At 61.3% G+C, this 24095-nt stretch carries 23 protein-coding genes and 1 riboswitch; of the genes, 21 read left to right on the plus strand and 2 right to left on the minus strand.

Annotation, left to right across the window (positions count from 1 at the left end; translation table 11 throughout):
* The first annotated feature begins 9 nt into the window (after positions 1-9).
* From cobN to cobJ, 5 genes are read left to right on the plus strand one after another with little or no spacing between them, the layout of a single operon-like run.
* Positions 10-3303, plus strand: coding sequence for a cobaltochelatase subunit CobN (gene cobN, locus ACR0B7_RS02780; protein WP_170484815.1), 3294 nt, complete (start codon positions 10-12; stop codon positions 3301-3303).
* Positions 3300-4421, plus strand: a complete 1122-nt coding sequence (gene cobG / locus ACR0B7_RS02785; protein ID WP_170484813.1) for a precorrin-3B synthase — start codon at positions 3300-3302, stop codon at positions 4419-4421. Before cobN ends, cobG begins: the two co-directional genes overlap by 4 nt.
* A complete protein-coding gene (locus ACR0B7_RS02790; protein ID WP_170484811.1) occupies positions 4421-5050 on the plus strand; it encodes a precorrin-8X methylmutase in 630 nt (209 codons plus the stop codon). The genes cobG and ACR0B7_RS02790 overlap by 1 nt, the downstream gene beginning before the upstream one ends.
* A complete protein-coding gene (locus ACR0B7_RS02795) occupies positions 5047-5775 on the plus strand; it encodes a precorrin-2 C(20)-methyltransferase (RefSeq protein ID WP_170484809.1) in 729 nt (242 codons plus the stop codon). Before ACR0B7_RS02790 ends, ACR0B7_RS02795 begins: the two co-directional genes overlap by 4 nt.
* Positions 5772-6548: a precorrin-3B C(17)-methyltransferase gene (cobJ, locus tag ACR0B7_RS02800; RefSeq protein ID WP_170484807.1), complete on the plus strand. Its 777-nt coding sequence runs from the start codon at positions 5772-5774 to the stop codon at positions 6546-6548. The genes ACR0B7_RS02795 and cobJ overlap by 4 nt, the downstream gene beginning before the upstream one ends.
* Here cobJ and ACR0B7_RS02805 read toward each other — a convergent pair.
* Positions 6539-7270 carry a cobalt-precorrin-6A reductase gene (locus tag ACR0B7_RS02805; RefSeq protein WP_170484805.1) on the minus strand — a complete coding sequence of 244 codons (732 nt, stop codon included), beginning with the start codon at positions 7268-7270 and terminating at the stop codon, positions 6539-6541. The genes cobJ and ACR0B7_RS02805 overlap by 10 nt on opposite strands.
* Between ACR0B7_RS02805 and cbiE the strand changes: the two genes are divergently transcribed.
* The 9 genes from cbiE (at position 7269) to ACR0B7_RS02850 (ending at position 14115) form a co-directional block, all read left to right on the plus strand.
* On the plus strand, positions 7269-8468 hold the full coding sequence (cbiE, locus tag ACR0B7_RS02810) for a precorrin-6y C5,15-methyltransferase (decarboxylating) subunit CbiE (protein ID WP_170484803.1): 1200 nt from the start codon (positions 7269-7271) through the stop codon (positions 8466-8468). The two genes, ACR0B7_RS02805 and cbiE, sit on opposite strands and share 2 nt — an antisense overlap.
* On the plus strand, positions 8465-8833 hold the full coding sequence (locus tag ACR0B7_RS02815) for a cobalamin biosynthesis protein (RefSeq protein WP_170484801.1): 369 nt from the start codon (positions 8465-8467) through the stop codon (positions 8831-8833). The genes cbiE and ACR0B7_RS02815 overlap by 4 nt, the downstream gene beginning before the upstream one ends.
* Entirely contained in the window at positions 8830-9624 is a 795-nt protein-coding gene (gene cobM, locus ACR0B7_RS02820) for a precorrin-4 C(11)-methyltransferase (RefSeq protein ID WP_170484799.1), read from the plus strand. Before ACR0B7_RS02815 ends, cobM begins: the two co-directional genes overlap by 4 nt.
* Positions 9617-10933: a cobyrinic acid a,c-diamide synthase CobB gene (locus ACR0B7_RS02825; RefSeq protein ID WP_170484796.1), complete on the plus strand. Its 1317-nt coding sequence runs from the start codon at positions 9617-9619 to the stop codon at positions 10931-10933. Before cobM ends, ACR0B7_RS02825 begins: the two co-directional genes overlap by 8 nt.
* Complete coding sequence (cobA, locus tag ACR0B7_RS02830) at positions 10930-11658, plus strand: uroporphyrinogen-III C-methyltransferase (protein ID WP_170484794.1); 729 nt, start codon at positions 10930-10932, stop codon at positions 11656-11658. Before ACR0B7_RS02825 ends, cobA begins: the two co-directional genes overlap by 4 nt.
* Entirely contained in the window at positions 11651-12394 is a 744-nt protein-coding gene (cobF, locus tag ACR0B7_RS02835; RefSeq protein WP_170484792.1) for a precorrin-6A synthase (deacetylating), read from the plus strand. The genes cobA and cobF overlap by 8 nt, the downstream gene beginning before the upstream one ends.
* 43 nt (positions 12395-12437) lie before the next feature.
* Positions 12438-12644: riboswitch (cobalamin riboswitch) on the plus strand.
* 36 nt (positions 12645-12680) lie between these two features.
* Positions 12681-12851 (plus strand): CbtB domain-containing protein, encoded by a 171-nt coding sequence (locus tag ACR0B7_RS02840; RefSeq protein ID WP_170382380.1) that lies wholly within the window; start codon positions 12681-12683, stop codon positions 12849-12851.
* A gap of 4 nt (positions 12852-12855) precedes the next feature.
* Positions 12856-13554, plus strand: coding sequence for a CbtA family protein (locus ACR0B7_RS02845; protein WP_170484790.1), 699 nt, complete (start codon positions 12856-12858; stop codon positions 13552-13554).
* Positions 13555-13620: 66 nt separating this feature from the next.
* Positions 13621-14115, plus strand: coding sequence for a hypothetical protein (locus ACR0B7_RS02850; protein ID WP_170484788.1), 495 nt, complete (start codon positions 13621-13623; stop codon positions 14113-14115).
* Here ACR0B7_RS02850 and ACR0B7_RS02855 read toward each other — a convergent pair.
* Positions 14112-14456 (minus strand): DUF1636 family protein, encoded by a 345-nt coding sequence (locus tag ACR0B7_RS02855; protein WP_170484786.1) that lies wholly within the window; start codon positions 14454-14456, stop codon positions 14112-14114. The two genes, ACR0B7_RS02850 and ACR0B7_RS02855, sit on opposite strands and share 4 nt — an antisense overlap.
* A gap of 141 nt (positions 14457-14597) precedes the next feature.
* Between ACR0B7_RS02855 and ACR0B7_RS02860 the strand changes: the two genes are divergently transcribed.
* The 7 genes from ACR0B7_RS02860 (at position 14598) to mdoH (ending at position 24086) form a co-directional block, all read left to right on the plus strand.
* On the plus strand, positions 14598-15056 hold the full coding sequence (locus tag ACR0B7_RS02860) for a DUF302 domain-containing protein (RefSeq protein ID WP_170484784.1): 459 nt from the start codon (positions 14598-14600) through the stop codon (positions 15054-15056).
* Between the two features lie 78 nt (positions 15057-15134).
* Entirely contained in the window at positions 15135-16754 is a 1620-nt protein-coding gene (locus ACR0B7_RS02865; RefSeq protein WP_170576673.1) for a thiamine pyrophosphate-binding protein, read from the plus strand.
* A complete protein-coding gene (locus ACR0B7_RS02870) occupies positions 16741-17925 on the plus strand; it encodes a CaiB/BaiF CoA transferase family protein (RefSeq protein WP_170484780.1) in 1185 nt (394 codons plus the stop codon). The genes ACR0B7_RS02865 and ACR0B7_RS02870 overlap by 14 nt, the downstream gene beginning before the upstream one ends.
* A 182-nt stretch (positions 17926-18107) precedes the next feature.
* Positions 18108-19478, plus strand: a complete 1371-nt coding sequence (locus ACR0B7_RS02875; RefSeq protein ID WP_170484778.1) for a tetratricopeptide repeat protein — start codon at positions 18108-18110, stop codon at positions 19476-19478.
* 29 nt (positions 19479-19507) lie between these two features.
* A complete protein-coding gene (locus ACR0B7_RS02880) occupies positions 19508-20725 on the plus strand; it encodes an OpgC domain-containing protein (protein ID WP_170576674.1) in 1218 nt (405 codons plus the stop codon).
* Positions 20722-22221 carry a glucan biosynthesis protein G gene (locus tag ACR0B7_RS02885; RefSeq protein ID WP_170484774.1) on the plus strand — a complete coding sequence of 500 codons (1500 nt, stop codon included), beginning with the start codon at positions 20722-20724 and terminating at the stop codon, positions 22219-22221. The genes ACR0B7_RS02880 and ACR0B7_RS02885 overlap by 4 nt, the downstream gene beginning before the upstream one ends.
* Complete coding sequence (gene mdoH / locus ACR0B7_RS02890; RefSeq protein WP_170484772.1) at positions 22218-24086, plus strand: glucans biosynthesis glucosyltransferase MdoH; 1869 nt, start codon at positions 22218-22220, stop codon at positions 24084-24086. Before ACR0B7_RS02885 ends, mdoH begins: the two co-directional genes overlap by 4 nt.
* Positions 24087-24095 lie beyond the last annotated feature (9 nt).

The following is a 24095-nucleotide window of genomic DNA, read 5'->3' on the forward strand; positions in this document are numbered from 1 at the left end:
GGGTAAACTATGCACGTCGTCTTCCGCGAAAGCCACGGGCTCGAGGAAACCGAGACCCCGACCGATCTGGGCCAGAGCCCGGCGGATTTGGTGGTGCTGTCCTTCTCGGACAGCGACCTCGGCGCTTTCGCGGCGGGCTGGCATCGCGGTGGCGGGCCGGAAGGTCGGATGCCGACCCTGCGGCTGGCCAATCTGACGGCTCTGAAACACCCCCTCTCGGTGGATACTTATGTCGAGCAGACGCTTGATGGTGCAAAGGGCATCCTGATCCGTCTGATCGGCGGAGTGCCTTATTGGGCCTACGGGTTGCAACAGGTTCTGGCGCTGGCGCAGGCCAAGGGGATCGCTGTGGCCGTCCTGCCCGCTGACGGGCGCGAGGATACACGGCTGGACGACTATTCCACCCTGCCCGTTTCGACCCTGCGCCGGTTGGCGCATCTGTGCGATACGGGCGGCGAAGTTGCAGCTCAGGCTGCCTTGGCGCAAATGGCGCTGGCTGCGGGGCTTTATGCCGGGCCGGTAATGGGTGCCAAAACCCTGCCCGAATGTGGCGCATGGTGCCCGGATCGGGGCGTGATCCCGGTGGAAAAGGCGTTCACTGGTGATGCAAAACGTATCCCCGTCACGTTCTATCGCGCCTATCTGACCTCGGCCGATACCGCTCCGGTGGCCGCGCTGATCCGCAGCCTCCGTGCGCGGGGATTGGACGCCGTGGGCCTGTTCGCGCCCTCGCTGAAAGCCCCGGCCGCCGCTGACTGGCTGCGTGAAAACATCTCAGCGCTGAACCCGTCGGCTATCATCAACGCCACCTCATTCTCTGGCAAAGGCGCGTCGGGTACGTCCCCCTTGGACGCCGCGAATGTCCCGGTGTTTCAGGTCGCACTGGCCACCTCGCGCCGCAAAGCCTGGGCCGAGGCAGAGCGCGGCCTGTCCCCCGCCGACCTCGCCATGCATGTGGTCCTGCCCGAAGTGGACGGGCGGATCAACGCGGGTATTGCGTCCTTCAAGGAACCAGGCAAACGCGATCCCGATCTCGAATATTCCCGCTTCGCACACCGGGCCGAAAGTGAGCGGATCGAGGCGATCATCGACCGCGTCACCGGCTGGCTGAACCTGCAGGACAAGCCCAAGGCCGATCAGGTGCCTGCGCTGGTGCTGTCCACCTATCCCGGCAAGGACTGGCAGATGGCCCATGCGGTTGGTCTGGACGCACTCGCCTCGGCCGAGGCAATGCTGTCGGACCTGCAGACCGAGGGCTATGATACCGCCCCTGCCGAACCAATCTCCGAGGCGCTGTTGGACGCGCGTATTTCGTGGCCGCTGACCGAGTATCAAACCGCACTGGCGGACCTGCCCGAACAACTGCGCACTGACCTGCAAACGGTTTGGGGCACGCCCGAGGATGATCCCGCATTCGCCGATGGAGCCTTCCATTTCACCGCGCTGCGCCGGGGCAAGGCTCTGATCGCGCTGCAACCCGAACGCGGAACGCCCGAACTGCGCGATGACGACTACCACGACCTGTCGCGCACCCCGCGCCACAGCTATGTTGCCTTCTACCTGTGGCTGCGCAAAAGCCTGCGCGCCGATGCGCTGATCCATATCGGCGCGCACGGCACGCTGGAATGGCTGCCGGGCAAATCCGTCGCGCTGTCTGCCGATTGCTGGCCCGAGGCGCTGATCCGCGACCTGCCGGTGATCTACCCGTTCATCGTCAATGACCCCGGTGAGGCCGCACAGGCCAAGCGCCGGATCGGAGCCGTCACACTCGGCCACATCCCGCCCGCGCTCAAGGAAAGCGGCACGCCGGATCGGATGGTTCGACTGGAATCGCTGCTGGACGAATTCTCGAACGCCGATGGTCTGGACCCCAAGCGCCGTGACCGGCTGCAAGAGGATATCCGGGACGAAGCGCAGGCCATCGGGCTGGAAAGCGATCTGGGTCTGGATCAGGCCACCTGCACCGCCGAGGCGATCACCCGCATCGACCGCTTTGTCTGTGACATCAAGGAAAGCCAGTTTGGGGACGGCCTGCACATCTTTGGCCGCGTGCCCGACGTCACCGGCAATTTCGACCCCGCGCCCTCGGCCCAGTCCGAACGCAGCGCTTTGATCGACGCGCTGGCCGGGAAACGGATCGAGGCCGGGCCGTCCGGCTCGCCCTATCGCGGGCGCTCGGACGTGCTGCCGACGGGCCGGAACCTCTATACCACCGACCCGCGTTCGGTCCCGACCCGTGCGGCCTATACGCAAGGCGTGAAACTGGCCGAAGAACTGGTGCGGCGGCATTTGCAAGAGGAAGGCGATTACCCCAAAGGGCTGATCGTTGATCTGTGGGGCTCGGCCACCATGCGCACGGCAGGTGAGGAATTCGCCATGGCCCTGCACCTGCTGGGTGTCAAACCGGTCTGGGACAAGGGGTCGGAACGGGTATCGGGCATTGAGGTTTTGCCGATCACCGATCTCAGCCGCCCGCGTCTGGATGTGACACTGCGCGTCTCGGGCCTGTTCCGCGACGTGTTCCCGACGCTTTCGGCGCTCTATGGTCAGGCAGTGCGGGCGCTTTCGGCACGGGATGAAGCCACCGACTGGAACCCCTATGCCGGTCAGGAGCCCGCTGCCCGCGTCTATGGCCCTGCTCCGGGCAGCTACGGTCTGAACATGACTCACCTGTCCGAGACCTACACCGATGAGGCGCGTGCGCAGGCAGGCGAAGCGTGGCTGAACGCCAGCTCTTATGCGTTGGAAGGCGAGCATATCGCGCAGGACAAGGACGGGATCACGCAGCGCGTCGCCAGCGCCGACAGCTTCGTCCACCTGCAGGATCTGGCCGAGACCGACCTGCTGCTGGCCAATGACTATGCCACGCATGAGGCCGGGTTTGCCGCCGCCAAAAAGATCACCGGCGGCACGGCGCAGCTATACCATCTGGACAATACCAACCCCGACACACCCCGCGCGCGCACCCTGCCCGAAGAGATCAGCCGCGTGGTCCACGCCCGTGCCGCCAATCCCGGCTGGATCGCGGGGATGCAACGCCACGGGTTCCGGGGCGCGGCCGAGATCGCGGCGACGCTGGATCACATGGCCTCTTTTGCGCATCTGTCAGGTACGGTCGCGCCGCATCTGTTCGACCTCTACCACGATGCCACGCTGGGCGACGCTGACGTTGATGCCTTCCTGCAAGAGGCCAACCCGCAGGCGTATCAGGCCATGCAGGACCGATTCCGCGCTCTGCTGGAGGCAGGGCTTTGGAATACGCGGCGAAACTCGATCCGCGCCGATCTGGAGGGGCTGGGATGAGCGCCCCCATCGTTCAGGGCTGGTGCCCCGGTGCACATCGTCCGATGATGTCCGGCGACGGGCTGGTGGTGCGGGTGCGCCCTCGGCTGGCGCGACTGACAGCGGAACAGGCAGTGGGTCTGTGCGATCTGTCGGACCGCTTTGGCAACGGCACCATTGACCTGACCAACCGCGCCAACCTGCAGTTGCGGGGCGTGTCCGAGGCGGATCATCAGCCCCTGCTGGTCGAGCTTGCCGCGCTGAACCTGTTGGACGCCGAGCCGGGGATCGAGGTGCGGCGAAACATTCTGGTCTCGCCCCTCTATCGCGCCGGAGACCTGACCGCCCGACTGACGCAGGAATTGATCGACCGGCTGGCCGAACTGCCCGCCCTGCCCGCCAAGTTCGGTTTCGCCATCGATACAGGACCTGAGCGCCTTTTGGCGAGTGACTCAGCTGATATTCGGCTGGAGAGCAGCTCCGAGGGTCTGATCCTACGCGCAGACGGGGTCGAGACTGGCCGTCTGGTTGCGGACTCTGAGGCCATCGACCAAGTGATCGCGCTTGCGCGTTGGTTTGCCGATACATACACGCCCGAGACCCGCCGCATGGTGCGCGTGGCCTCGGCGCTGCCGCAAGAGTGGCAAGGGGCTGAACCGGGCCGCGTGGGGACGCCTCTGCAACCCGGCTCCTGTGATCAAGGCACGCTATATGGCGCGGCCTTTGGGCAACTGCCTGCGCGCGCACTGAAAGACCTGATCGCACAAAGCAGTGCGCACGCCCTGCGCGTCACTCCGTGGCGGCTGATCCTGCTGGAAGGCGGGGCGGCGATCCCTGCCCCGGGTTTTGTGACAGACGGCACCGACCCTCTGATGACCACCGACGCCTGCCCCGGCGCACCGTTCTGCCCGCAGGCACAGGTGGAAACCCGCGACATCGCGCGCGCTCTGGCTGCGCGTGTACCCGGCACGCTACATGTCTCAGGCTGCGCCAAGGGATGCGCGCGAATGGGACCGGCCGATTTCACATTGGTCGGCGATGCAGGGCGATTTGATCTTGTTAAAAAGGGCCGCGCAGGGGATGAGCCCTGCCAGCGCGGTCTGACCAAAGAAACACTGTTGAATATGGACTTCACCTGATGCCTTACACTTACGAAACCGATGGCGCGGCGATCTACAAGGAAAGCTTTGCCACCATCCGGTCCGAAGCCGATCTCGCACGGTTTGACAGCGATGAAGAACAGGTCGCCGTCCGCATGATCCACGCCGCGGGCATGGTTGGGTTGGAGGAGTTCGTACACTTCTCACCGGGATTTGTTTCGACCGCACGTGCTGCGCTGGAAGCTGGCGCGCCGATCCTGTGTGACGCGCGTATGGTCAGCGAAGGTGTGACCCGGTTCCGTCTGCCCGCCGACAACGAAGTGATCTGCACCCTGCATGACGAACGCGTGCGCCCTATGGCTGCTGAGATGAGCAACACGCGATCCGCCGCCGCGCTGGAACTGTGGCGCCCGCATCTAGAGGGCGCTCTGGTCGCCATTGGCAACGCGCCCACCGCGCTGTTCCACCTGCTGAATATGCTCGAAGACCCCGACTGCCCTCGTCCAGCCGCGATTATTGGCTGTCCCGTGGGGTTTGTCGGTGCGGTCGAATCCAAAGACGCCCTGTGGGAGGCGCAACCTGTCCCGTCGTGCATCGTCAAAGGTCGTCTGGGTGGCAGCGCGATCACTGTCGCCGCCGTTAACGCCATCGCGAGCCGCGCCGAATGACTGCGGGTAAAATATACGGTGTTGGCCTTGGCCCCGGCGACCCGGACCTGATGAGCGTTCGGGCCGATCGGCTGCTGCGCAGTGCCCGCCATGTGGCGTTCTTTCGCAAGCCCGGCCGTAGCGGGCAGGCCCGCAATATTGTCACCGGCATCATTCCGGGTGAAGCCATCGAGTTCCCTATGGAATACCCGGTGACGACCGAAATCCCGTTGACCGACCCGCGCTATAACGAGTTGCTGTCAGCCTTCTACGAAGACTGCGCCGCGCATCTGAAGGCATTGTCCGAGCAAGGTGAGGACGTTGTCGTCCTTTGCGAAGGAGATCCTTTCTTCTACGGCTCTTTCATGCACCTTTATAATCGCTTGCGCGACGAAGCTGATGTAGAGGTTGTGCCCGCAATTACCGGAATGTCCGGCGCATGGACCGCGACCGGGGACCCCATTACCTGGGGCGATGACGTGTTGACCGTTTTGGTCGGAACGCTGGCCGAGGACGATCTGGCGCGACGCATGGCACAGACCGACGCTTTGGTGGTCATGAAGATCGGTCGCAACATCGACAAGGTGAAGCGGGCGCTTAAAAGCGCTGACTTGTACGACCGGGCTTGGATCGTCGAGTTCGCGCAAATGCCCAACCAAAGGGTGATGAAACTGTCCGAGGCAAGCGACGACGTCACGCCCTATTTCTCGATCATCGTTGTACACGGTCAGGGGCGGCGACCATGAGCGGTTGGGTCAAGATAGCAGGTCTTGGGCCCGGGGATGAAAACCTGGTGACGCCCGAAGTTACTGCGGCGCTGGCCGAGGCAACGGATGTGGTCGGCTACATCCCCTACGTCGCGCGCGTGGCCGAACGCGCGGGGTTGACCCTGCACGCCAGCGACAACCGGGTCGAGATCGACCGCTCGCAGCATGCGTTGCAAATGGCGGCAGAAGGCAAGCGCGTGGTCGTGGTGTCCTCGGGCGATCCCGGCGTCTTCGCCATGGCAGCCGCTGTGTTTGAAGCGTTGGAGGACGGCCCGGAAGAATGGCGCAATCTCCAGATCGACGTTCTACCCGGGATTACGGCGATGCTTGCAGCCGCAGCACGTGCGGGTGCTCCGCTGGGTCACGATTTCTGCGCGATCAACCTGAGCGACAACCTAAAACCGTGGTGGCTGATAGAAAAACGCCTACGTCTGGCAGCGCAGGGTGATTTTTCCATGGCCTTCTACAATCCGCGCTCAAAGTCCCGGCCTGAGGGCTTTGAGAAAACCCTGAATATCCTGCGTGAAGAATGTGAACCCGGGCGCGTGATCCTGTTTGCCCGCGCGGTATCCCGCTCCGATGAAGCGATCCGAGTTTCGACTTTGGCCGAAGCAACGCCGGACATGGCGGACATGCAAACCGTCGTTCTGGTCGGTTCCTCGCGCACACGCCTGATCGAGCGGGACGGAACGCCCATCGTCTACACGCCGCGCTTTACCCCGGACGAGGATCGGGCCGAGGTTCAGGGATGATCCAACCAGTCCAGAACCTGAGCCACGCTCGTCAGTTCTGTTCTTTGCGGCAGGACCGGTCGGTCGATCATCAAAACTGGCACGCCCAAAGATCGGGCAGCGTCCAGTTTTGCTCGAGCCCCGGTTCCGCCTGCGTTCTTGGAGACGACCAACTCGGTCCCGTGCCTTTGCATCAGCGCGCGGTCGTCCGCTTCGGCGAAAGGTCCGCGATCCACAACAACCTCGCAGTGCGGCAGGGGCAGCGCGCCGGGCGCATCCACCAACCGCAGCAGGTAATGGTGCTGGGGTTGGGCTGCAAAGTCCTCAAGGTGCATACGTCCGACCGCAAGGAAAATACGGCGAGGGTCGCCAGACAAAGCCGCAACCGCCGCCGCGATATCGGGAACGTGGCGCCAATCGTCACCAGCCTGCGCAGTCCAGGCGGGCCGGGTCAGCGCAGCAAGTTTTGTTTGTGCAACCGCGCTGGCCTCAATCGCGTTTCGGCTCATCTGGGCGGCAAACGGGTGGGTTGCATCGACAATGTGGGTTATTTCGTTGTCATGAACGTAAGCAACCAGCCCGTCAACGCCACCAAAACCGCCAACCCGCACCGGCAGCGGTTGCGGGCGCGGCTTGTCCACGCGCCCGGCATAGGAATATATCGCAGGCATCCCCAGAACCGCCATGGCTTGGGCCAATGCATTCGCCTCGGTTGTACCACCAAGAATCAGGAGGTTGGGCATGGCTGATACTCCGTGGTTGACCGTTTTGGGCTTGGGAGAAGATGGACTGGATGGCCTTTCGCCTGCAACCCGTCAAGTGCTGGAACAGGCCGAAGTCATCATGGGCCCGCCGCGCCATCTTGCATTGATACCGCAAAGCAAGGCTGAACGGATCGAATGGCCGGTCCCGTTTTCCGACGGCCTGCCCATCCTGAACGGGCTGAGGGGGCGCAAGACTGTTGTTTTGGCCTCGGGCGATCCGTTTTGGTTCGGCGCAGGCTCGGTGATTGCCCGCAATTTTGACGCCAGTGAGTGGACCGCTCTGCCCGGGCAATCGACCTTTTCACTGGCCGCCGCGCGGTTGGGCTGGCCGCTGGAGGGGACTCAAACTTTCGGATTACACGCCGCGCCCCTGACGCGATTGCGGCCCTATTTGGCACCGGGCCTTCGTGCGATACTTCTGTTGCGCAACGGTGCGGCGGTCGCAGAGCTGGCGCAGTATCTGACCGAAACCGGCTTTGCCGATACCCGGCTTCACGTGATGGAGGCTTTGGGTGGCCCACGAGAACGATCGCGCAGCCTGACCCTGACCGAAGCCTTGCTGGGCGGGTTCGATCACCCCGTGTGCGTCGCGCTGGACGTGGCGGGGCACGGCAGCGCCTTTCCCAAAGCCTCTGGCAAGCCCGATGAGATATTTGAAACCGACGGCCAAATTACGAAACGCCCCATTCGGGCACTGACCCTGTCCGCGCTGGCTCCTCAGAGGGGCGAGCACCTGTGGGACATCGGAGGCGGCACAGGCTCGATCAGTATCGAGTGGCTCATGTGTGATCCGACGCTAAGCGCCACTACGATCGAACCGTGCAAAGACCGCGCCGACCGCATTCGGCGCAACGCGGTCGCGTTGGGGCAAGACCGGCTGGACGTGGTGCATGGCACTGCGCCTGACTCTCTGACCTCGCTGCCAAAACCCGACGCTGTCTTCATCGGCGGTGGCCTGAGCACCGCCCTTCTGGAGTGGATCAGTGAAACACTACCGGCGGGGACGCGATTGGTCGCAAACGCCGTGACGTTGGAAAGCGAAGCGCTGCTGGCTCAGTGGCATGAGAAACTGGGCGGTGAGCTGTTGCGGATTGAACTGGCGCAGGCATCGGCTTTGGGCCCCCGTCGCGGGTGGAAGTCATCCTACCCGGTCGTCCAGTGGAGCGTGACGCTATGATTGTTGCGGGCCTTGGTTTTTCGTCATCTGCGACGGTCGAAAGCCTGCGGGCAGCCTATGATGCAGCCGCCGCTGGTCACGATATTTCAGCCTTGGCGACGGCCAGCGACAAAGAAGGGCATCCGGCTCTGGCAGCCTTTGCAGACGCACTGGCCCTGCCCCTGCACTACGTGGCGGCCAGCGAACTGGCTGGACAACGTACCCTGACATGCTCGAACCGTAGCCGGGCCACGTATGGCACTGGCAGTGTATCCGAAGCATCCGCTCTTGCTGCTGCTGGGCCTCAGGCCCGGTTGCTTTCCCCCAGACACATATCGGACGACCGGCTGGCCACCTGCGCCTTAGCCATCGGAGGACAATCATGACCGTTCATTTCATTGGTGCCGGACCCGGTGCCGCCGACCTGCTGACCCTACGCGGGCGCGATATCATCGCGTCCTGCCCCGTATGCCTGTACGCAGGCTCGCTGGTGCCTGAGGAAATCCTTGGCCATTGCCCCGAAGGGGCGCGGATCATCAATACTGCCCCCATGGATCTGGACCAGATCATGGCCGAGATCGAAGCGGCGCACAAAGCGGGCCAAGACGTCGCGCGCCTGCATTCCGGCGACCTGTCGGTCTGGTCCGCAATGGGCGAACAAATTCGCAGGCTGAAAAAGATGGGAATCCCCGTCAGCGTCACGCCGGGCGTGCCCTCGTTCGCTGCTGCGGCGGCGGCGCTGGGGACCGAGCTGACGCTGCCCGGCCTTGCGCAATCCGTGGTTCTGACCCGGACGCCGGGCCGCGCATCCTCGATGCCCGAAGGTGAGACGTTGGAAAACTTTGCCCGCACAGGCGCAACGCTGGCCATCCACCTGTCGATCGGCAATCTGGACAAAGTGCTCGCAGACCTGATCCCGGCCTATGGAGCAGACTGCCCCGTCGCCGTTGTCTATCGCGCAAGCTGGCCGGATGAACGCATAATCCGCGCAACGCTAAACACGCTAAAGGATGCGCTGGACGAAAGTATCTCGCGCACGGCTCTGATCATGGTTGGTCCGGCTTTGGCAGGTGAAGGATTTGACGAAAGCTGTCTGTATTCCAAGGATTACGACCGCCGCTATCGTCCACAAAGCGCGGACAGCCCGTGGTCAAGCTGGAGCCACGGCGATGACTAACCCTCCGGGTCTGCTGATTTCCGCTCCGTCTTCGGGGACTGGAAAAACCACCGTCATGCTGGGGCTTCTAAGGGCACTGGCCCAAGATGGGCTGACCGTGCAACCGTTCAAAAGCGGACCGGATTATATCGACCCGGCCTTCCACAGGGCGGCTGCTGGTCGTGCCTCGTTCAACCTTGATAGCTGGGCGATGGGAGAGCCGCTTTTGTCTGCGATCTCGGCACAAGCCGAGGGCGCGGATATCGTTGTGGCCGAGGGATCGATGGGCCTGTTCGACGGCGTTACCAAACCCGGTGAGCTTGGGCACGGCTCTAGCGCGGAAACCGCACAACGGATGGGGTGGCCCGTCGTTTTGGTGCTGGATGTCGGGGGGCAGGCACAATCTGCGGCGGCAACAGCACTGGGTTTTCGGATGTACAATCCCGATCTTCCCTTTGCAGGCGTGATCCTGAACCGCTGTGCCAGTCCACGTCATGAGCGTTTAACACGGCTGGGCATGGAACGCGCCGGGTTGCCTGTTCTGGGCGTTTTGCCGCGCCGGGGCGACCTAACGCTTCCTGAGCGGCATCTCGGTCTGATTCAAGCTGTTGAGCACCCTGACCTTGAAAGCGCAATCGTTGGATATGCCGCGTTTCTTCGGGAACACGTGGATCTTGAGGCCATCAAGCGTGCGGCTTCCTCAGGCCCCAAGAGGCCATCGTCATCCGCGCTGCCGCGGCCTCCGGCGCAGCGGATCGCGCTGGCTCGGGACGCGGCGTTTTCCTTTACCTATCCGCACTTGTTGGAAGGGTGGCGCGCTGCTGGCGCAGAAATTCTGCCCTTTTCGCCGCTGGCGGATGAGCCACCCGCACCTGACGCGGATTTGGTCTGGTTGCCGGGCGGCTATCCCGAGCTTCACGCAGGCACACTCGCCGCTGCCACAACGTTCTTAACCGGCCTACGCAAACACGCAGAAACCAAGCCCGTTCACGGTGAGTGCGGAGGTTACATGACACTTGGACAAGCCCTTGTCGACAAGGAGGGCACCCAACATCAGATGGCAGGATTGCTGGGTCTTGTAACGTCCTATGAGAAGCGCAAGTTCAACCTTGGGTATCGCCGAGCCGAACTGCTGGCCCCGATGCCCGGATTTGACGTCAAGACACCGCTAAGGGGACACGAATTCCACTACTCCTCCATTCTCGAACAACCGGACGCACCATTGGCGCGCGTTTTCGACGCTGAAGGAGCTGAAGGACCGCAGACCGGGTCGGTACGCGGCAATGTGACCGGCACGTTCTTTCACTTGATCGCGGAGGCCACGGCATGAGCGGGTTTGTCTCATTCATAGGTTCCGGCCCCGGCGATCCTGAGTTGCTGACGTTGAAAGCAGTCGACCGGATGCAAAAGGCGGACGCCGTGCTGTTTGACGACCTCAGCAGCGGCCCGATCCTGTCCCACGCGCGGGACGATGCTGATCTGGTTGGCGTCGGCAAACGGGCCGGGCGGCCCTCGCCCAAGCAGGATCACGTTAGCCGACTATTGGTCGATTACGCCAATACCGGCGCACGTGTGGTGCGTTTGAAATCGGGCGATGGGGGCTTGTTCGGACGGCTCGAGGAAGAACTGGTCGCCCTGCGCGAAGCTGGCATCGAGTACGAGATCATTCCGGGCATTCCTTCGGCGGTCGCCGCCGCGGCCGCCGCCGGTATTCCCCTAACCCGTCGGCTGACCGCCCGGCGCGTGCAATTTGTCACAGGCCACGATGTCAGCGGCAAACTGCCCGACGATCTGAATCTGCCCGCTTTGGCCGACCCGGACGCAACGACCGTGGTTTTCATGGGCAAACGGACTTTCCCCCTTCTGGTCAGAGCGTTGCACGATCACGGCCTGCCGCTGGACACCCCGGCATTGATGGCCGAATCCGTGTCGACACCCGACCAGAAATTGCATCGCTCCTCGGTCGGTGAACTCTCCGAGAAGTTGGAGGCTGAGATCGGCACGGCCCCTGCCCTGATCCTTTACGGCCCATTGGCAGAGCTTGAAGATGTTTGATCTGACCCTTGTCGGCATCGGTACCGGCAATCCCGACCACGTCACCTTTCAAGGCGCAAAAGCCATTCGGTCGGCGGACCTGATCCTGATTCCCCGCAAGGGTGAAAACAAGGCCGATCTTGCAGGGCTGCGTGAGGAAATCATCCAAGCCGTGACTGATACGCCTCCTCAGATCGCCTATTTCGATATCCCCAAACGCCGCTCGGATGATGGATACCTCCGCGGCGTGGACGAATGGCACGATGCTATTGCCCTTCGTTGGCAACACGCCATATCGGCCCACCCAAAGGCGCAACATGTCGCCCTGCTGATCTGGGGCGATCCGTCGCTTTATGACAGCTCGCTGAGAATTGCGTCGCGCCTGAACCCCCAACCGGAAACCCGGGTGATTCCCGGTATTACTGCTTTGCAGGCGTTGACCGCCGCCCACGCGGTTCCGATCAACGAACTGGGCGCGCCGTATGTCGTGACAACCGGGCGCCGAATCCGAGAGGAAGGATGGCCGCGAAACGCCTCGAAAGTCGCTGTCATGCTGGACGGGGAATGTTCTTTCCAGAGCCTTGAGATGAAGGACTATGACATTTGGTGGGGCGCTTACGTGGGAATGAAAGAGGAAACTCTGATCCAAGGCCCACTGGCCGAAGTCTCTGGGCAGATTTTGAAAACCCGTGCGCAAGCCCGCGCAGACCACGGGTGGATCATGGATGTCTATTTGCTGAAAAAGCGCGGTATCTGACGCAAAAGGTCGCAAATGACGATTGCGCCCCTGCCCTCATAAGGGCTAAATGGAGGCGTCTGGTCCCGCCGGAGAAATCCGGATGCTAAGAGGGAATTTGGTGCGACTGCCAGTGCAGTCAAGTCCAGAGCCGCCCCCGCGACTGTAAGCGGAGAGCCCTTGTTCAACCAGCCACTCCTGATTTCAGGGGGAAGGCGAACAGGTGCATCGACCCGCAAGCCAGGAGACCTGCCAGGCGAAAAATTGAAACACCGGCCGTCGGGTGCGGCGGCAAAGGAGAAAAAAGATGGCAACACAAACAACAACGGCATCCGCATCGCGCGCTGGCTTCTTTCCGGTCATGTTCGCAGTGGTTCTGGGCCTGGGCGTTATCACGCTGACCGGGCATGTTCAGGCAGCCGCCCTGCACGACGCAGCGCACGACGTTCGTCACGCGACCGGCTTCCCCTGCCACTAAGACCATGTTTAGCCGTATTCTAACCAGCGCGTTGTTCGCTGGTGCTGCAGCGGGGCTGATTGCCGCCTTGCTGCAGTTGGTCTTTGTGCAACCTGTGCTTTTGCACGCCGAGCTGTATGAATCGGGCGAATTGGTCCATTTCGGCGGAGAATCCGTCAGCGCTCACCCTGAGCTGCCGGGCATGTTCTCGGACCTGTTCCGCGACGCCCTGAGCGTGATTTTTACCATGCTGACCTATACCGGCTACGCCTTGGTGATGGTGGCGCTGATGTCGGTGGCGGAAGGCAATGGGCACAAGATTGACGGTCGAACTGGCGTGCTTTGGGGTCTGGCCGGATTCGTCGCGTTCCACCTTGCGCCCGGCTTTACGCTGGCCCCTGAGGTGCCCGGAGTTGCTGCGGCCGACGTTTATGCGCGTCAGGTCTGGTGGTTTGCCACCGTTGCGGCTGCGGTAGTTGCCATGTGGCTTATCGCATTCGGCGGAAACCTGATCAGCTACGTGATCGCGGCTGCTCTGCTTCTTGCGCCTCATCTGATCGGAGCGCCGGAACCGGATGTATTCACCGGACCTGTCCCAACCGAGATCGGCGCGCTGTTTGCCGCTCGTGCTTTAGGTATCGGACTGGTGGCTTGGGTCCTTGTCGGTGCCTTCGCCGGGTATTTCTGGCAGCATGAAGGCCAACGTACCGAAGCAACGGCCTAATCGTCGAACAGACACGCGCGCCGGGTTCTACCCGGCGCGTTTTCTTTTTGTTTTCAAGGAACTGAAATGGCACGTTCACTTGCCCTTTTTGCAATCGGTCTTGTTTTCGGCGGGGGCGCTGGTTTCGTCGTCGCCGCCGCAAACGGGGTCACTTTCGACGGTCACGACCACGGAGATCCGTCACACCACTCAGGCACGGCCGCGGAATCGGTGGCGCATGACCACTCTGCCAGCGTGAACCTACCTTCAGGCGAAAACGCGCCTGACGTGTCTGTCGCGCTAACGAAAGATCCAATGGCGGGGTGGAACCTGCATGTCATGCCCGAGAACTTTCGGTTCTCACCTGAGAACGCCTCGACCGAGGACAAACCCGGAGAAGGCCACGCACATGTTTATGTCAACGGCGAAAAACTGGCGCGGCTCTATGGCAACTGGATGCATATCAGCGACCTGCCGAAAGGTGAGGTCGAGGTGGCTGTCTCGTTGAACTCGAACAGCCACAGCGCACTGACCGTTGACGGCGCACCCGTCAGCGCCACGGTCACGGTTCAGGTCGACTAAAGCGCGGGAATGCGCGCGCGCAAGCACATCCGAAGTCGCCCGCATGGTCGGGCGTCTTCGATCCACCCCTTTGGGCTGCTCAGGTAGGTCAGGCAAGTCGCGGCGATATCGTCCGCATCCCTCACCACATCGACCCCCGAAAACACGTAAGACGCCCGCCCCTGCCCTTGCAGCGCCAAGGCTGTGGGCTCAGCGCAACTGCTGAAACAGGCTTGGTCGCCCAATGTCACCTGATCCTGCAGGCCAGCTGTTTTCAGCGCTTGCTGCACTGCCTGCAACTCAGCCGCGTGGTCGCGGGAACCGGAACAACTCTTGCAGATCAATAAGCGTATCTGATCCAAAGCAGACCTCGTTTCCTGTCATCCGCCTGTTTCTGAGCCTTTATGATCCGCCGCGCAATCCTGAAAGCGCACAAGATTGTGACTGCGCGGCGCAGTTGTTTCTGGCAAGTTTCGCTTGGGCACGTCTCAGGAGATCGTCATATGAAAGCTCTCTGGTTTGCGTTGGCAATTTTACCGCTGTCTGCTTGGGCCGAAGGGCCGCTGACCGGTTGGGCCATCTATCCGACAGAGAAAACCTTTGCCGACTTGGTGACTGACACCAAAAACGCCATCAAGGAAAACGGGCTGATTGTTGTGACACAAGCTGGGCCAACCAAAGCAGCCGCTGCGCGCGGGATCACTATTCCGGGCAATCTGGTCATAGGTGTTTTCAACAACGACTACGCGGTAAAAGTTCTTGGGACATCCGTAAGCGCGATGATTGAAGCCCCGATCCGGTTCTATGTTACCGAAAACCCAGATGGCACCGCCACGTTGTCATACAAGACGCCCAGCTTTGTTTTCTCACCCTATTTGCCTGAAGGCGGTGACACGCTGAAAGACATAGCGTCAGACCTGGACACAAAGTTCCAAATAATAGCCGAAACCGCAGTCAATTAGTCACACTGGCGTGATCCGCCTTGCGTCCCGGGCTGTCCTCCGCAATCTGCTGTGAAACAGTTTATCGGAGCACGACTGATGCAGGACCTTTCGCCGCGCGCTGCTGACCTTCTGGCCGAACGTCTTTACGAGGCCGGGTGCCGCCACGCCTTTGGCATGCCGGGTGGTGAAGTTCTGACACTGGTGGACGCGCTGGAACAGGCCGGGATCACCTTTCACCTGACCAAACACGAGAACGCAGCAGGCTTCATGGCCGAAGCCGTGCATCACCGCGACGGCGCGCCGGCCATTCTGGTCGCGACGCTCGGCCCCGGCGCGATGAACGGGATCAACGTGGTCGCCAACGCCCTGCAGGACCGGGTGCCCATGATCGTGCTGACCGGATGCGTCGACGCGGATGAGGCGTTGACCTATACCCATCAGGTCATGGATCACGCGCAGGTCTACCGCTCGATCACCAAAGGGACCTTTACGCTTACTGCAAAAGGCGCGGATATCATTGCGGACAAAGCCGTTTCGCTGGCCAACCAACCCCGTCCGGGTCCGGTACATATTGATGTGCCCATCTCGGTCGCGGATACCCGCGTATCGGGCGTCAAACGTCGCAGGCTTACCAAACCCGGCGCAGTCGCGCCCGAGGGGAATTGCGTTGAGAAAGCCCGGCGCTGGGTCACCGAGGCTGAACGCCCCATCGCCATTGTCGGGCTTGATGTCCTTTACGATGACTCGCGCAACGTCGTGCAGGCGTTTCTGGAACACTTCAACATTCCATTCGTCACCACCTACAAAGCCAAGGGCGTTGTGCCCGAAGATCATCCCTTGTGCTTGGGCGGTGCGGGTCTGTCGCCGTTGGCAGATAAGCACTTGGTGCCGTTGGTCGAACAGGCGAATCTGGTGCTATGTCTGGGCTACGACCCGATCGAAATGCGCCCCGGCTGGCGCGAGATTTGGGACCCTGATGAGAAACGGGTCATTGATATCTCGGCCGTGGTCAATGACCACTACATGCATCAGGCCGGGTTGAATCTGGTGGCCGATACAGGTGCCACGCTTGAAGCGATTGCCAAGGGCAACCCCGCCCGCAAAACCTGGCCCGGCGATGAGCCTGCCAAGGTCAAATCCGCGTTGGCCCAGGCTTTTCCAACCGATGATGAGTGGGGACCGGCTGCCGTCATCGCTGAAACACGGGCTGTCCTGCCGCCGGAAACGCTGGCCACAGCTGACAGCGGGGCGCATCGCATCCTGCTTAGCCAGATGTGGGAATGTGCCGAGGAACGTGGGTTGATCCAGTCCTCGGCCCTTTGCACGATGGGCTGTGCCGTGCCGATGGCGATCGGCCTGAAATTGGCCGAGCCCGACCGCCCCGTGATCAGCTTTTCCGGGGACGCCGGGTTCCTGATGGTCGCCGGAGAGCTTTCGACCGCCGCCGAAATGGGCGGCAACCCGATATTTCTGGTCTTCGTGGACGCAAGCCTCGCCCTGATCGAATTGAAACAGCGGCAACGGCAGATGGGAAACAAGGGCGTAGACTTTGACCGCCACGATTTCGCGGCAATGGGCCGGGCTTTTGGCGGCAGCGGCCATACGGTCCGCAATCGTTCCGAGTTGCGCGCGGCGCTGGACGCTGCGATGAAGTCCAACACATTCACTGTGATCGCCGCAGAAATCGACCGAGGAGGCTATGATGGCCGGATCTGAAGGCCCGCTGAAGGGCGTAAAGGTATTGGACCTGTCTCGCATCCTTGCGGGGCCGACCTGCACTCAGCTTCTGGGAGATCTGGGTGCCAACGTGATCAAGATCGAAAACCCGGCGACCAAAGGCGACGACACGCGCCAATGGGGGCCGCCCTATGTGGCAGACGCCGACGGAAACCCCTCGGACCTGAGCGCGTATTTCATGTCGGCCAACCGCAACAAGAAATCGGTCGCCATCGACATCGCGACAGCCGAAGGTCAGGCCGAGATCAAAAGGCTGGCCTCGCACGCGGATATCCTGATCGAGAATTTCAAACCCGGAGGGTTGGCGAAATACGGTTTGGATTACAAGGCGTTGTCACAAGAGCTTCCCGGCCTCGTCTATTGTTCGATTTCAGGCTACGGGCAGACGGGGCCGAATTCGTCGAAACCTGGCTATGACCTGATGGCGCAGGGCTATGGCGGCATCATGTCCCTTACCGGCGACCCCGAGGGCGCTCCGATGAAGGTAGGCGTGGGCATCGCGGATGTGATGTGCGGGATGTACGCAACCGTTGGGATTCTGGCCGCGCTTCGCCATCGCGACCTGACCGGAGAGGGCCAGCAGATCGACCTTGCGCTTGTGGATGCTCAGATCGCATGGCTGATCAACGAAGGGGTCAACTACCTGACCTCTGGCGACGTTCCACAGCGGCGCGGAAACGGCCATCCGAATATCGTGCCTTATGATGTTTATGAAACATCGGACGGCCACGTCATTCTGGCGGTCGGGAATGACAGCCAGTTCGGGCGTTTCTGCGACTTTATCGGACGCACGGAATTGGCCGATGACACCCGTTTTGCCACCAACCCGGCCCGTCTTGAAAATCGGGACGCGTTGAACGCGATCCTTCGCCCCGCCGTTCGGTCTTTTGACACAGAAACCGTGATTACCGAGCTTGAAAACCGCAAAGTGCCCGTCGGCCCCGTGCAGACAATGGATCAGGTATTTGACACCGAACAGGTCGCGGCAAGGCAGATGCAGATTGCAATGCAGGCAGACCCGGCCGAGGTGAAACTGATCGGCAATCCGCTCAAATTCTCGCGCACGCCTGTCACATATCGTGCGGCACCGCCGGTCTTTGGGGCGGACACTCAGGATGTTCTGAACGCTGAAAATCCGTTCAAAGATTGAAACACAACGCCGAATTAGGCGGCATGTTGCTGAAACATGCCGTTGAATCGGCGGTTTTTTTCACGTTTTACACACACGGCCTTTCACCAATTCGAGAGGTTGGTCGATACTGATACGACGCCGCTAGAGTCTCTGATAAGTCGAATATTGTAAAAAATTCTCAACTGGATCGGACCACAAGCATGAAACAAGACGTTTTCGGACAGATGAACACTCTGAGCCACCCGGCAAGCGTCGATGCGTGGAACGGAGTGCTGCTTGGGTTCATGGCGCACGCTGCGATCACCCCGCAGCACTTGGGCACAGTGCTCGAGCTTGAGCCCGACTTTGCATTGGGTCATGCGGTCAAAGGGTTGTTCATGGTTCTCTTGGGCCGGCGTGAAATGATGCCCGTTGCGACTGACGCCCTGGCTGCCGCAAATGCCGCGATGGAGCGCCAGCCGGTCACAGACCGGGAACGTCTGTACGTTGATGCATTGGGCCTTTACCTGTCCGACCTGCCCTCGCACGCGATCCAGAAGTTCGAGGAAATCTTGCGCGCACATCCACAGGATACGCTTGCGATGAAGCTCAGCCACGCCACCCGGTTTGTGCTGGGGGACTCCGCTGGGATGCGCCGCTCGATCGAACGGGTGATGCCCGTGTATGAACCCGACCACGCAGGGCGCGGATATCTGCTGGGCTGCCACTCTTTCGCGTTGGAAGAAACAGGCGCCTACGAAAAGGCCGAGATTGCTGGTCGTCAGGCATTGTGGATGGTGTCCGACGATGCATGGGGTCTGCACGCCGTCGCCCATGTGCACGAAATGACAGGCAATGCTCAACTGGGTCTGGACTGGCTGGCCGGGCGTGAGGACGCCTGGACCCATTGCAACAACTTTCGCTATCACGTCTGGTGGCACAAGGCGCTGATGCATCTGGATCTGGGTCAGGTCGATCAGGTGATGGAGCTATACGACAACTACATCCGTCAGGACAAAACCGACGACTACCGCGATATCTCGAACGCGACCTCGCTGCTGTCCCGGCTGGAGCTTGAGGGCGTCAATGTCGGCAACCGCTGGGAAGAACTGGCGGACCTCAGCGCCGCGCGCACAGAGGACGGCTGTCTGATCTTTGCCGATCTGCACTATTTGTTGGCCCTCACAGGCGACAATCGCCCCGAGGCAACCGGAAAGATTCTGCAACGCATCCAGAAAGACGCCCAGCGCAATCACGGCGACACACCGATCCGCATGTCCGACCCGGGGATCGCTGCGGCCAAAGGGCTTGAAGCCTTTGGCGAAGGTCTTTATGGCGAGGCTTTCAACTTTTTGTCGAGCGCGCGCGACTGTATGCAACTGGTAGGGGGCAGCCATGCCCAACGTGATGTTTTTGAGCGAATAACGATTGACTCCGGCCTGCGCGCCGGGCGCTTGGATGATGTCGAGCGCATCCTGGACGACCGCCGATCCAAACGGGCCGGTGGAGAGGACAATTATGCCCTTGCGCGCCGCGCTCTGATTGACGCGGCCCGCGACAGCGGCGACGCACAAAGCGTCCCAGCTGAATAACAAAAAGACTAAAGAAGGACAGAAAACGTATGGCGACTGCATCGCCCGCTTCTGATTTTGCGCCGGTGGCGTCCTCGACGGCTGCCCCTGCCCGCACGCGCGACCCGCGCCTTGATTTCTATCGCGGCATCGCGATGTTCATCATCCTGATCGCCCATATCCCGAACGACCCTTGGGCCAAATGGATTCCCGCTCGGTTCGGGTTCTCGGACGCAACCGAGATTTTTGTGTTCTGCTCGGGCATGGCTTCGGCCATCGCGTTTGGCGGTGCCTTTTTGCGCAAAGGCTGGTGGATGGGCACAGCGCGCGTCGCCTATCGCATCTGGCAGGTATACTGGGCGCATATCTGTCTGTTCTTCTTTGTGGCAATGTCGATGGCCGCGCTGGATCAGACCGGGCTTTTCGAGAAACCCTATGTCTCGTCACTGAACCTACAGCATTTCTTCAACGACCCTGCCCCGCAAATGGTCGGGCTGTTCACGCTGACATACGTTCCGAACTACTTTGACATTCTGCCGATGTATCTGGTGGTTCTGGCGCTTATGCCCGTGTTCATGGGCCTGCACCGGATCGGATTCTGGGCCGTTGCCACCGCTTCCATTGCGATCTGGTTGGTCGCACAGACGGGTGCGCTGGCCTTGCCCGCCGAGCCGTGGTCAGAGCGGCAGTGGTTCTTCAACCCGTTTGGCTGGCAGTTGCTGTTCTTCACCGGCTTTGCCTTCATGCGCGGCTGGATTCCTGCCCCGCCAGTGTCAAAAACACTGATCTGGGCAGCGGCGCTTTTCCTGATCCTGTCGATGCCGTTCGGGTCTTGGAAAGTGTTCATGTGGATCAATGCGGCAGCCCCTGACCTTGCCGACGAAATCCGCAAGGTCTGGCCCGTGACCAAAGAATTCCGCGACAAGACCGAGTTTGGCTTGTTCCGCTATATTCACTTCCTGTCCTTGGCCTATCTGGGCTGGGTCGTCGCAGGTGAACATGGCCACCGCCTGATTGCCACCGGGCACGGGGCCGCCGCGCGGGTCTGGCAATTCCTGTTGACCGTCATCACCAAAGTTGGGCAGCAATCGCTGGCGGTCTTCGTTTTTTCCATGGCAGCAGCGCGACTTATCGGCGTCGGCCTGGACCTGAGTGGGCGGGATGTTGCCAGTGTATTTGCCGCCAACATGATTGGCTTTGCCATGATCATCGGCGTCGCATACATGGCCGCCTGGTTTAAGTCACAACCCTGGAAGTCGAAAAAATGAATTTCACACGTCGCGCATTTCTGGCCTCAACCTCGGCGCTTGCATTCGCCCCGGCGACCTTTGCGGTAGGTGGTGAAGTTCCTTTCCAGCGCGATGACGTGATCGCGCTTGCCCGTGATCTGGCCAGCCGGCCATTTGCGGAACGGGAAATGGTCCCGCAGGAATGGCAGGATCTGACCTATCAGCAATACCGCTCGATCCGGTTCCGTCTGGATCGCGCGCTGTGGTACGAGACCGAGACGCCATTTAACGTCGATTTCTTTACGCCCGGACTCTACTTTCCCCGCACTGTCAAAGTGTCCACGGTCGAGGGGGGCATGGCCACGCCAGTCGCTTTCGATCTGTCGATGTTCGACAAATCCGAAGACGTGCCGCAACTGCCCATCGACGATACGCTGGGCTTTTCAGGCCTGCGCCTGCGGACCGAGATGCACCGCCCCGGCGAGACAGACGAGTTCTGTGTTTGGCAAGGGGCCAGCTATTTTCGCGCTATCGGGCTGCACGAAGTCTACGGCCTGTCCGCGCGTGGCCTTGCCCTGAAGACCGGCGATCCGGACGGAGAGGAGTTCCCGGAATTCATCCGCTTTTGGCTGGAACGCCCTGAGCCCGGCCAACGCAACATGGTTGTACACGCCCTGATGGACAGCCCCAGCGTGACCGGTGCCTATAGGTTCAACCTCACCGCCGGTGCGGATTGCGTGATGGATGTCGAAGCCACGCTGTTCCCGCGAGAAGACCTGACACATGTGGGTATCGCGCCGGGCACCTCGATGTTCCTGTTCGATCAGACCAACCACAGCCGCTTTGACGATTTCCGCCCCGCCGTCCACGACAGCGACGGGCTGCTGATCCGCAACGGCGCCGGAGAAGTTCTGTGGCGGCCATTGGCCAACCCCACCCGCCTGCAGATTTCCTCTTTCGTCGACCTGAACCCGCGCGGTTTCGGCCTGATGCAGCGCAAGCGGGAATTCTCGGACTACGCCGATCTTGAGGCCAATTACCACAAACGTCCCAGCCTGTGGGTTGAACCGAACGGGGACTGGGGCAAGGGCACCGTAACGTTGGTGGAAATTCCGGCCGATCAAGAGATTTACGACAACATCGTCGCCTACTGGCGGCCGATGGAGCCATATGCGGCAGGCAGTCAGGTTGACCTGTCCTATCGCCTGATCTGGGGCGAAGAACCGCAGCGCACCCCAATGCCGCGCGTGATCAACACGGCGATGGGGGACAACACCTTTGGCGAAGGCCGTCTGGCTGTCATCGACTTTGAACCCAGCGATCTGTTCGATGATCCCGAGGCGATGACCATCTTCGTGGACTCGCCACACGCTGAGACCTCGGATGGCGTATTGCAACGAAACCCCGATACGGGTGGGTTGCGGCTGGCGTTCTCTTTCCAGCCGGGTGAGCGTAACCACGTCGAACTGCGCGCTCAGTTGATGAAAGACAAGCAACCGGCCTCTGAGGTCTGGCTGTACCGTTGGACCACATGAGCCACGACCTTCATATCATGCCGCCAGAAACCCCTTTGGCGATGCCAGCGCAGGATTTCCGCGCGGGGTTCCGCGATGCGCAGGTGCCGGGCGGCAAGCGCCCTTCGGCTGGTTTCTGGCGCGCGCTTGCGTTCTCGCCCGCGATGGCGGCGACGCTGGGCTTGCTGTGGGTCATGGCGGACTGGTTTGCGGCAGAAGGGATCAATCTGGTGGAAGGCATTCTTCTGACCCTGATCTCGTTCAATTTCTTCTGGATCGCCTTCACGGTCTGCACTGTTCTTCTGGGCATGATCTCGCTGTCCCGGCAAGAGCCGCCGCAACGACAGGATCGCGCACAGCCACTGCGCGTAGCCCTGCTCATGCCCGTCTACAACGAAGTGCCGTGGAATGTTCTGGGGAATGCCCGGACGATGCTGGAAGACCTGCGCGCGCAGGGGGGGCAGCACCACTATGCCATGTTCATCCTGTCCGACACTCGCGACCCCGAAATTGCGGCGCAGGAACAAGCCAGTATCGAAGCATTGCGCACCACGCTCGCCCCGGGGCTGGAGCTCTATTACCGTCGGCGCGAACAGAACACGGACCGCAAGGTCGGGAACATCGCCGATTGGGTCAGTCGCTGGGGCGCTGATTGGGACGCGATGCTGGTGCTGGATGCTGACAGCCTGATGACCGGCCAAGCGATCCTGCGCCTGACCGACTCTTTGGCGCGCGACCCCGGCGCGGGTCTGATCCAGAGCTATCCCCAACTGATCGGCGCGCAGTCGGTTTTTGCCCGCATGCAGCAGTTCGCCAACGGGGTTTATGGCATTGCCTTTGCCGAAGGTCTGGCCCGTTGGTGCGGGCAAGAGGGCAACTATTGGGGTCACAACGCCATTATCCGCACCAAGGCTTTTGCCAATTGCGCGGGTCTGCCAAAACTCCGGTCGCTGAGCGGCCAGGAAAAGCTGATCATGAGCCACGATTTCGTCGAGGCCGGGCTAATGCGCCGTGCCGGATGGGGCGTGCGGTTCCTGCCGCGCATCCGTGGGTCATACGAGGAAACACCACCGACGCTGATTGATCACGCATTGCGGGACAGGCGCTGGTGCCAGGGCAACCTGCAGCACCTGAAACTGTTGGACTCTGCCGGGTTTCGGGCCGTGTCGCGGTTCCACATGTTCCACGGTGCTGTTGGATACCTGATGTCACCGCTTTGGTTCGCCTTGCTGGTCATGTGGGCGCTTATCGGTCAGGGCCAGGACGCTTCGGTTCTGCACTATTTCAGCCCCGATAACCCTCTGTTCCCGCAGTGGCCGGAAATGTCGGAAACCCGCCACGTCCTGATCATTCTGGTCATGTATGCCATGCTTCTGGCCCCCAAAGTGCTTGGCGTTCTAGCCCTGCCCCTAAGCGGTAAGCGCTATTCCGAGTTCGGTGGAGGCTCCAAGTTTCTGACCTCATTTCTGGCCGAGGTGGTCCTGTCCGTCCTCTACGCTCCGATCCTTATGGTGCAGCAGATGATCGCCGTTTTCCGCACTGCGTTAGGCGTGCAAAAAGGCTGGTCCCCGCAGGCGCGGGACGGCGGCAGCTATGGGCTGCGCACCTTGATCCTGTGCCACGCGCTGGAAACGGTCAGCGGCATCGCCCTAAGTGTCGGCATTCTGTCGGGCCTCGTGTCGATCTGGCTGGCTCCGATTGCCATAAGCCTTGCGTTTGCCATCCCGCTGTCGGCGCTCAGCGGCGTATCATCTGCACCCGCGCGCCGAATGGTTGGAATGAAAGAGGACATTCAGGAACCTGCGATCACCAGATCGGCTCGCCGCCACCGGGACGAGTTGAAGCGCCTGATCGAGGGCAAGGGCGTTATGACACCTGCCGAGTAAGGGGCTTTG

Source organism: Ruegeria sp. BB6 (assembly GCF_056539385.1).

Excerpts from the sequence above, each read along its gene's own strand:
- ACR0B7_RS02815 (WP_170484801.1), top strand. The coding sequence starts at position 8,465 with ATGATTGTTGCGGGCCTTGGTTTTTCGTCATCTGCGACGGTCGAAAGC.
- ACR0B7_RS02885 (WP_170484774.1), top strand. The coding sequence starts at position 20,722 with ATGAATTTCACACGTCGCGCATTTCTGGCCTCAACCTCGGCGCTTGCA.
- cobJ (WP_170484807.1), top strand. The coding sequence starts at position 5,772 with ATGAGCGGTTGGGTCAAGATAGCAGGTCTTGGGCCCGGGGATGAAAAC.
- ACR0B7_RS02860 (WP_170484784.1), top strand. The coding sequence starts at position 14,598 with ATGAAAGCTCTCTGGTTTGCGTTGGCAATTTTACCGCTGTCTGCTTGG.
- cobA (WP_170484794.1), top strand. The coding sequence starts at position 10,930 with ATGAGCGGGTTTGTCTCATTCATAGGTTCCGGCCCCGGCGATCCTGAG.
- ACR0B7_RS02870 (WP_170484780.1), top strand. The coding sequence starts at position 16,741 with ATGGCCGGATCTGAAGGCCCGCTGAAGGGCGTAAAGGTATTGGACCTG.
- mdoH (WP_170484772.1), top strand. The coding sequence starts at position 22,218 with ATGAGCCACGACCTTCATATCATGCCGCCAGAAACCCCTTTGGCGATG.
- ACR0B7_RS02795 (WP_170484809.1), top strand. The coding sequence starts at position 5,047 with ATGACTGCGGGTAAAATATACGGTGTTGGCCTTGGCCCCGGCGACCCG.
- ACR0B7_RS02825 (WP_170484796.1), top strand. The coding sequence starts at position 9,617 with ATGACTAACCCTCCGGGTCTGCTGATTTCCGCTCCGTCTTCGGGGACT.
- ACR0B7_RS02875 (WP_170484778.1), top strand. The coding sequence starts at position 18,108 with ATGAAACAAGACGTTTTCGGACAGATGAACACTCTGAGCCACCCGGCA.
- ACR0B7_RS02790 (WP_170484811.1), top strand. The coding sequence starts at position 4,421 with ATGCCTTACACTTACGAAACCGATGGCGCGGCGATCTACAAGGAAAGC.
- ACR0B7_RS02805 (WP_170484805.1), bottom strand. The coding sequence starts at position 7,270 with ATGCCCAACCTCCTGATTCTTGGTGGTACAACCGAGGCGAATGCATTG.
- ACR0B7_RS02840 (WP_170382380.1), top strand. The coding sequence starts at position 12,681 with ATGGCAACACAAACAACAACGGCATCCGCATCGCGCGCTGGCTTCTTT.
- cobN (WP_170484815.1), top strand. The coding sequence starts at position 10 with ATGCACGTCGTCTTCCGCGAAAGCCACGGGCTCGAGGAAACCGAGACC.
- ACR0B7_RS02850 (WP_170484788.1), top strand. The coding sequence starts at position 13,621 with ATGGCACGTTCACTTGCCCTTTTTGCAATCGGTCTTGTTTTCGGCGGG.
- cobF (WP_170484792.1), top strand. The coding sequence starts at position 11,651 with ATGTTTGATCTGACCCTTGTCGGCATCGGTACCGGCAATCCCGACCAC.
- cobG (WP_170484813.1), top strand. The coding sequence starts at position 3,300 with ATGAGCGCCCCCATCGTTCAGGGCTGGTGCCCCGGTGCACATCGTCCG.
- ACR0B7_RS02880 (WP_170576674.1), top strand. The coding sequence starts at position 19,508 with ATGGCGACTGCATCGCCCGCTTCTGATTTTGCGCCGGTGGCGTCCTCG.
- cobM (WP_170484799.1), top strand. The coding sequence starts at position 8,830 with ATGACCGTTCATTTCATTGGTGCCGGACCCGGTGCCGCCGACCTGCTG.
- ACR0B7_RS02845 (WP_170484790.1), top strand. The coding sequence starts at position 12,856 with ATGTTTAGCCGTATTCTAACCAGCGCGTTGTTCGCTGGTGCTGCAGCG.
- cbiE (WP_170484803.1), top strand. The coding sequence starts at position 7,269 with ATGGCTGATACTCCGTGGTTGACCGTTTTGGGCTTGGGAGAAGATGGA.
- ACR0B7_RS02865 (WP_170576673.1), top strand. The coding sequence starts at position 15,135 with ATGCAGGACCTTTCGCCGCGCGCTGCTGACCTTCTGGCCGAACGTCTT.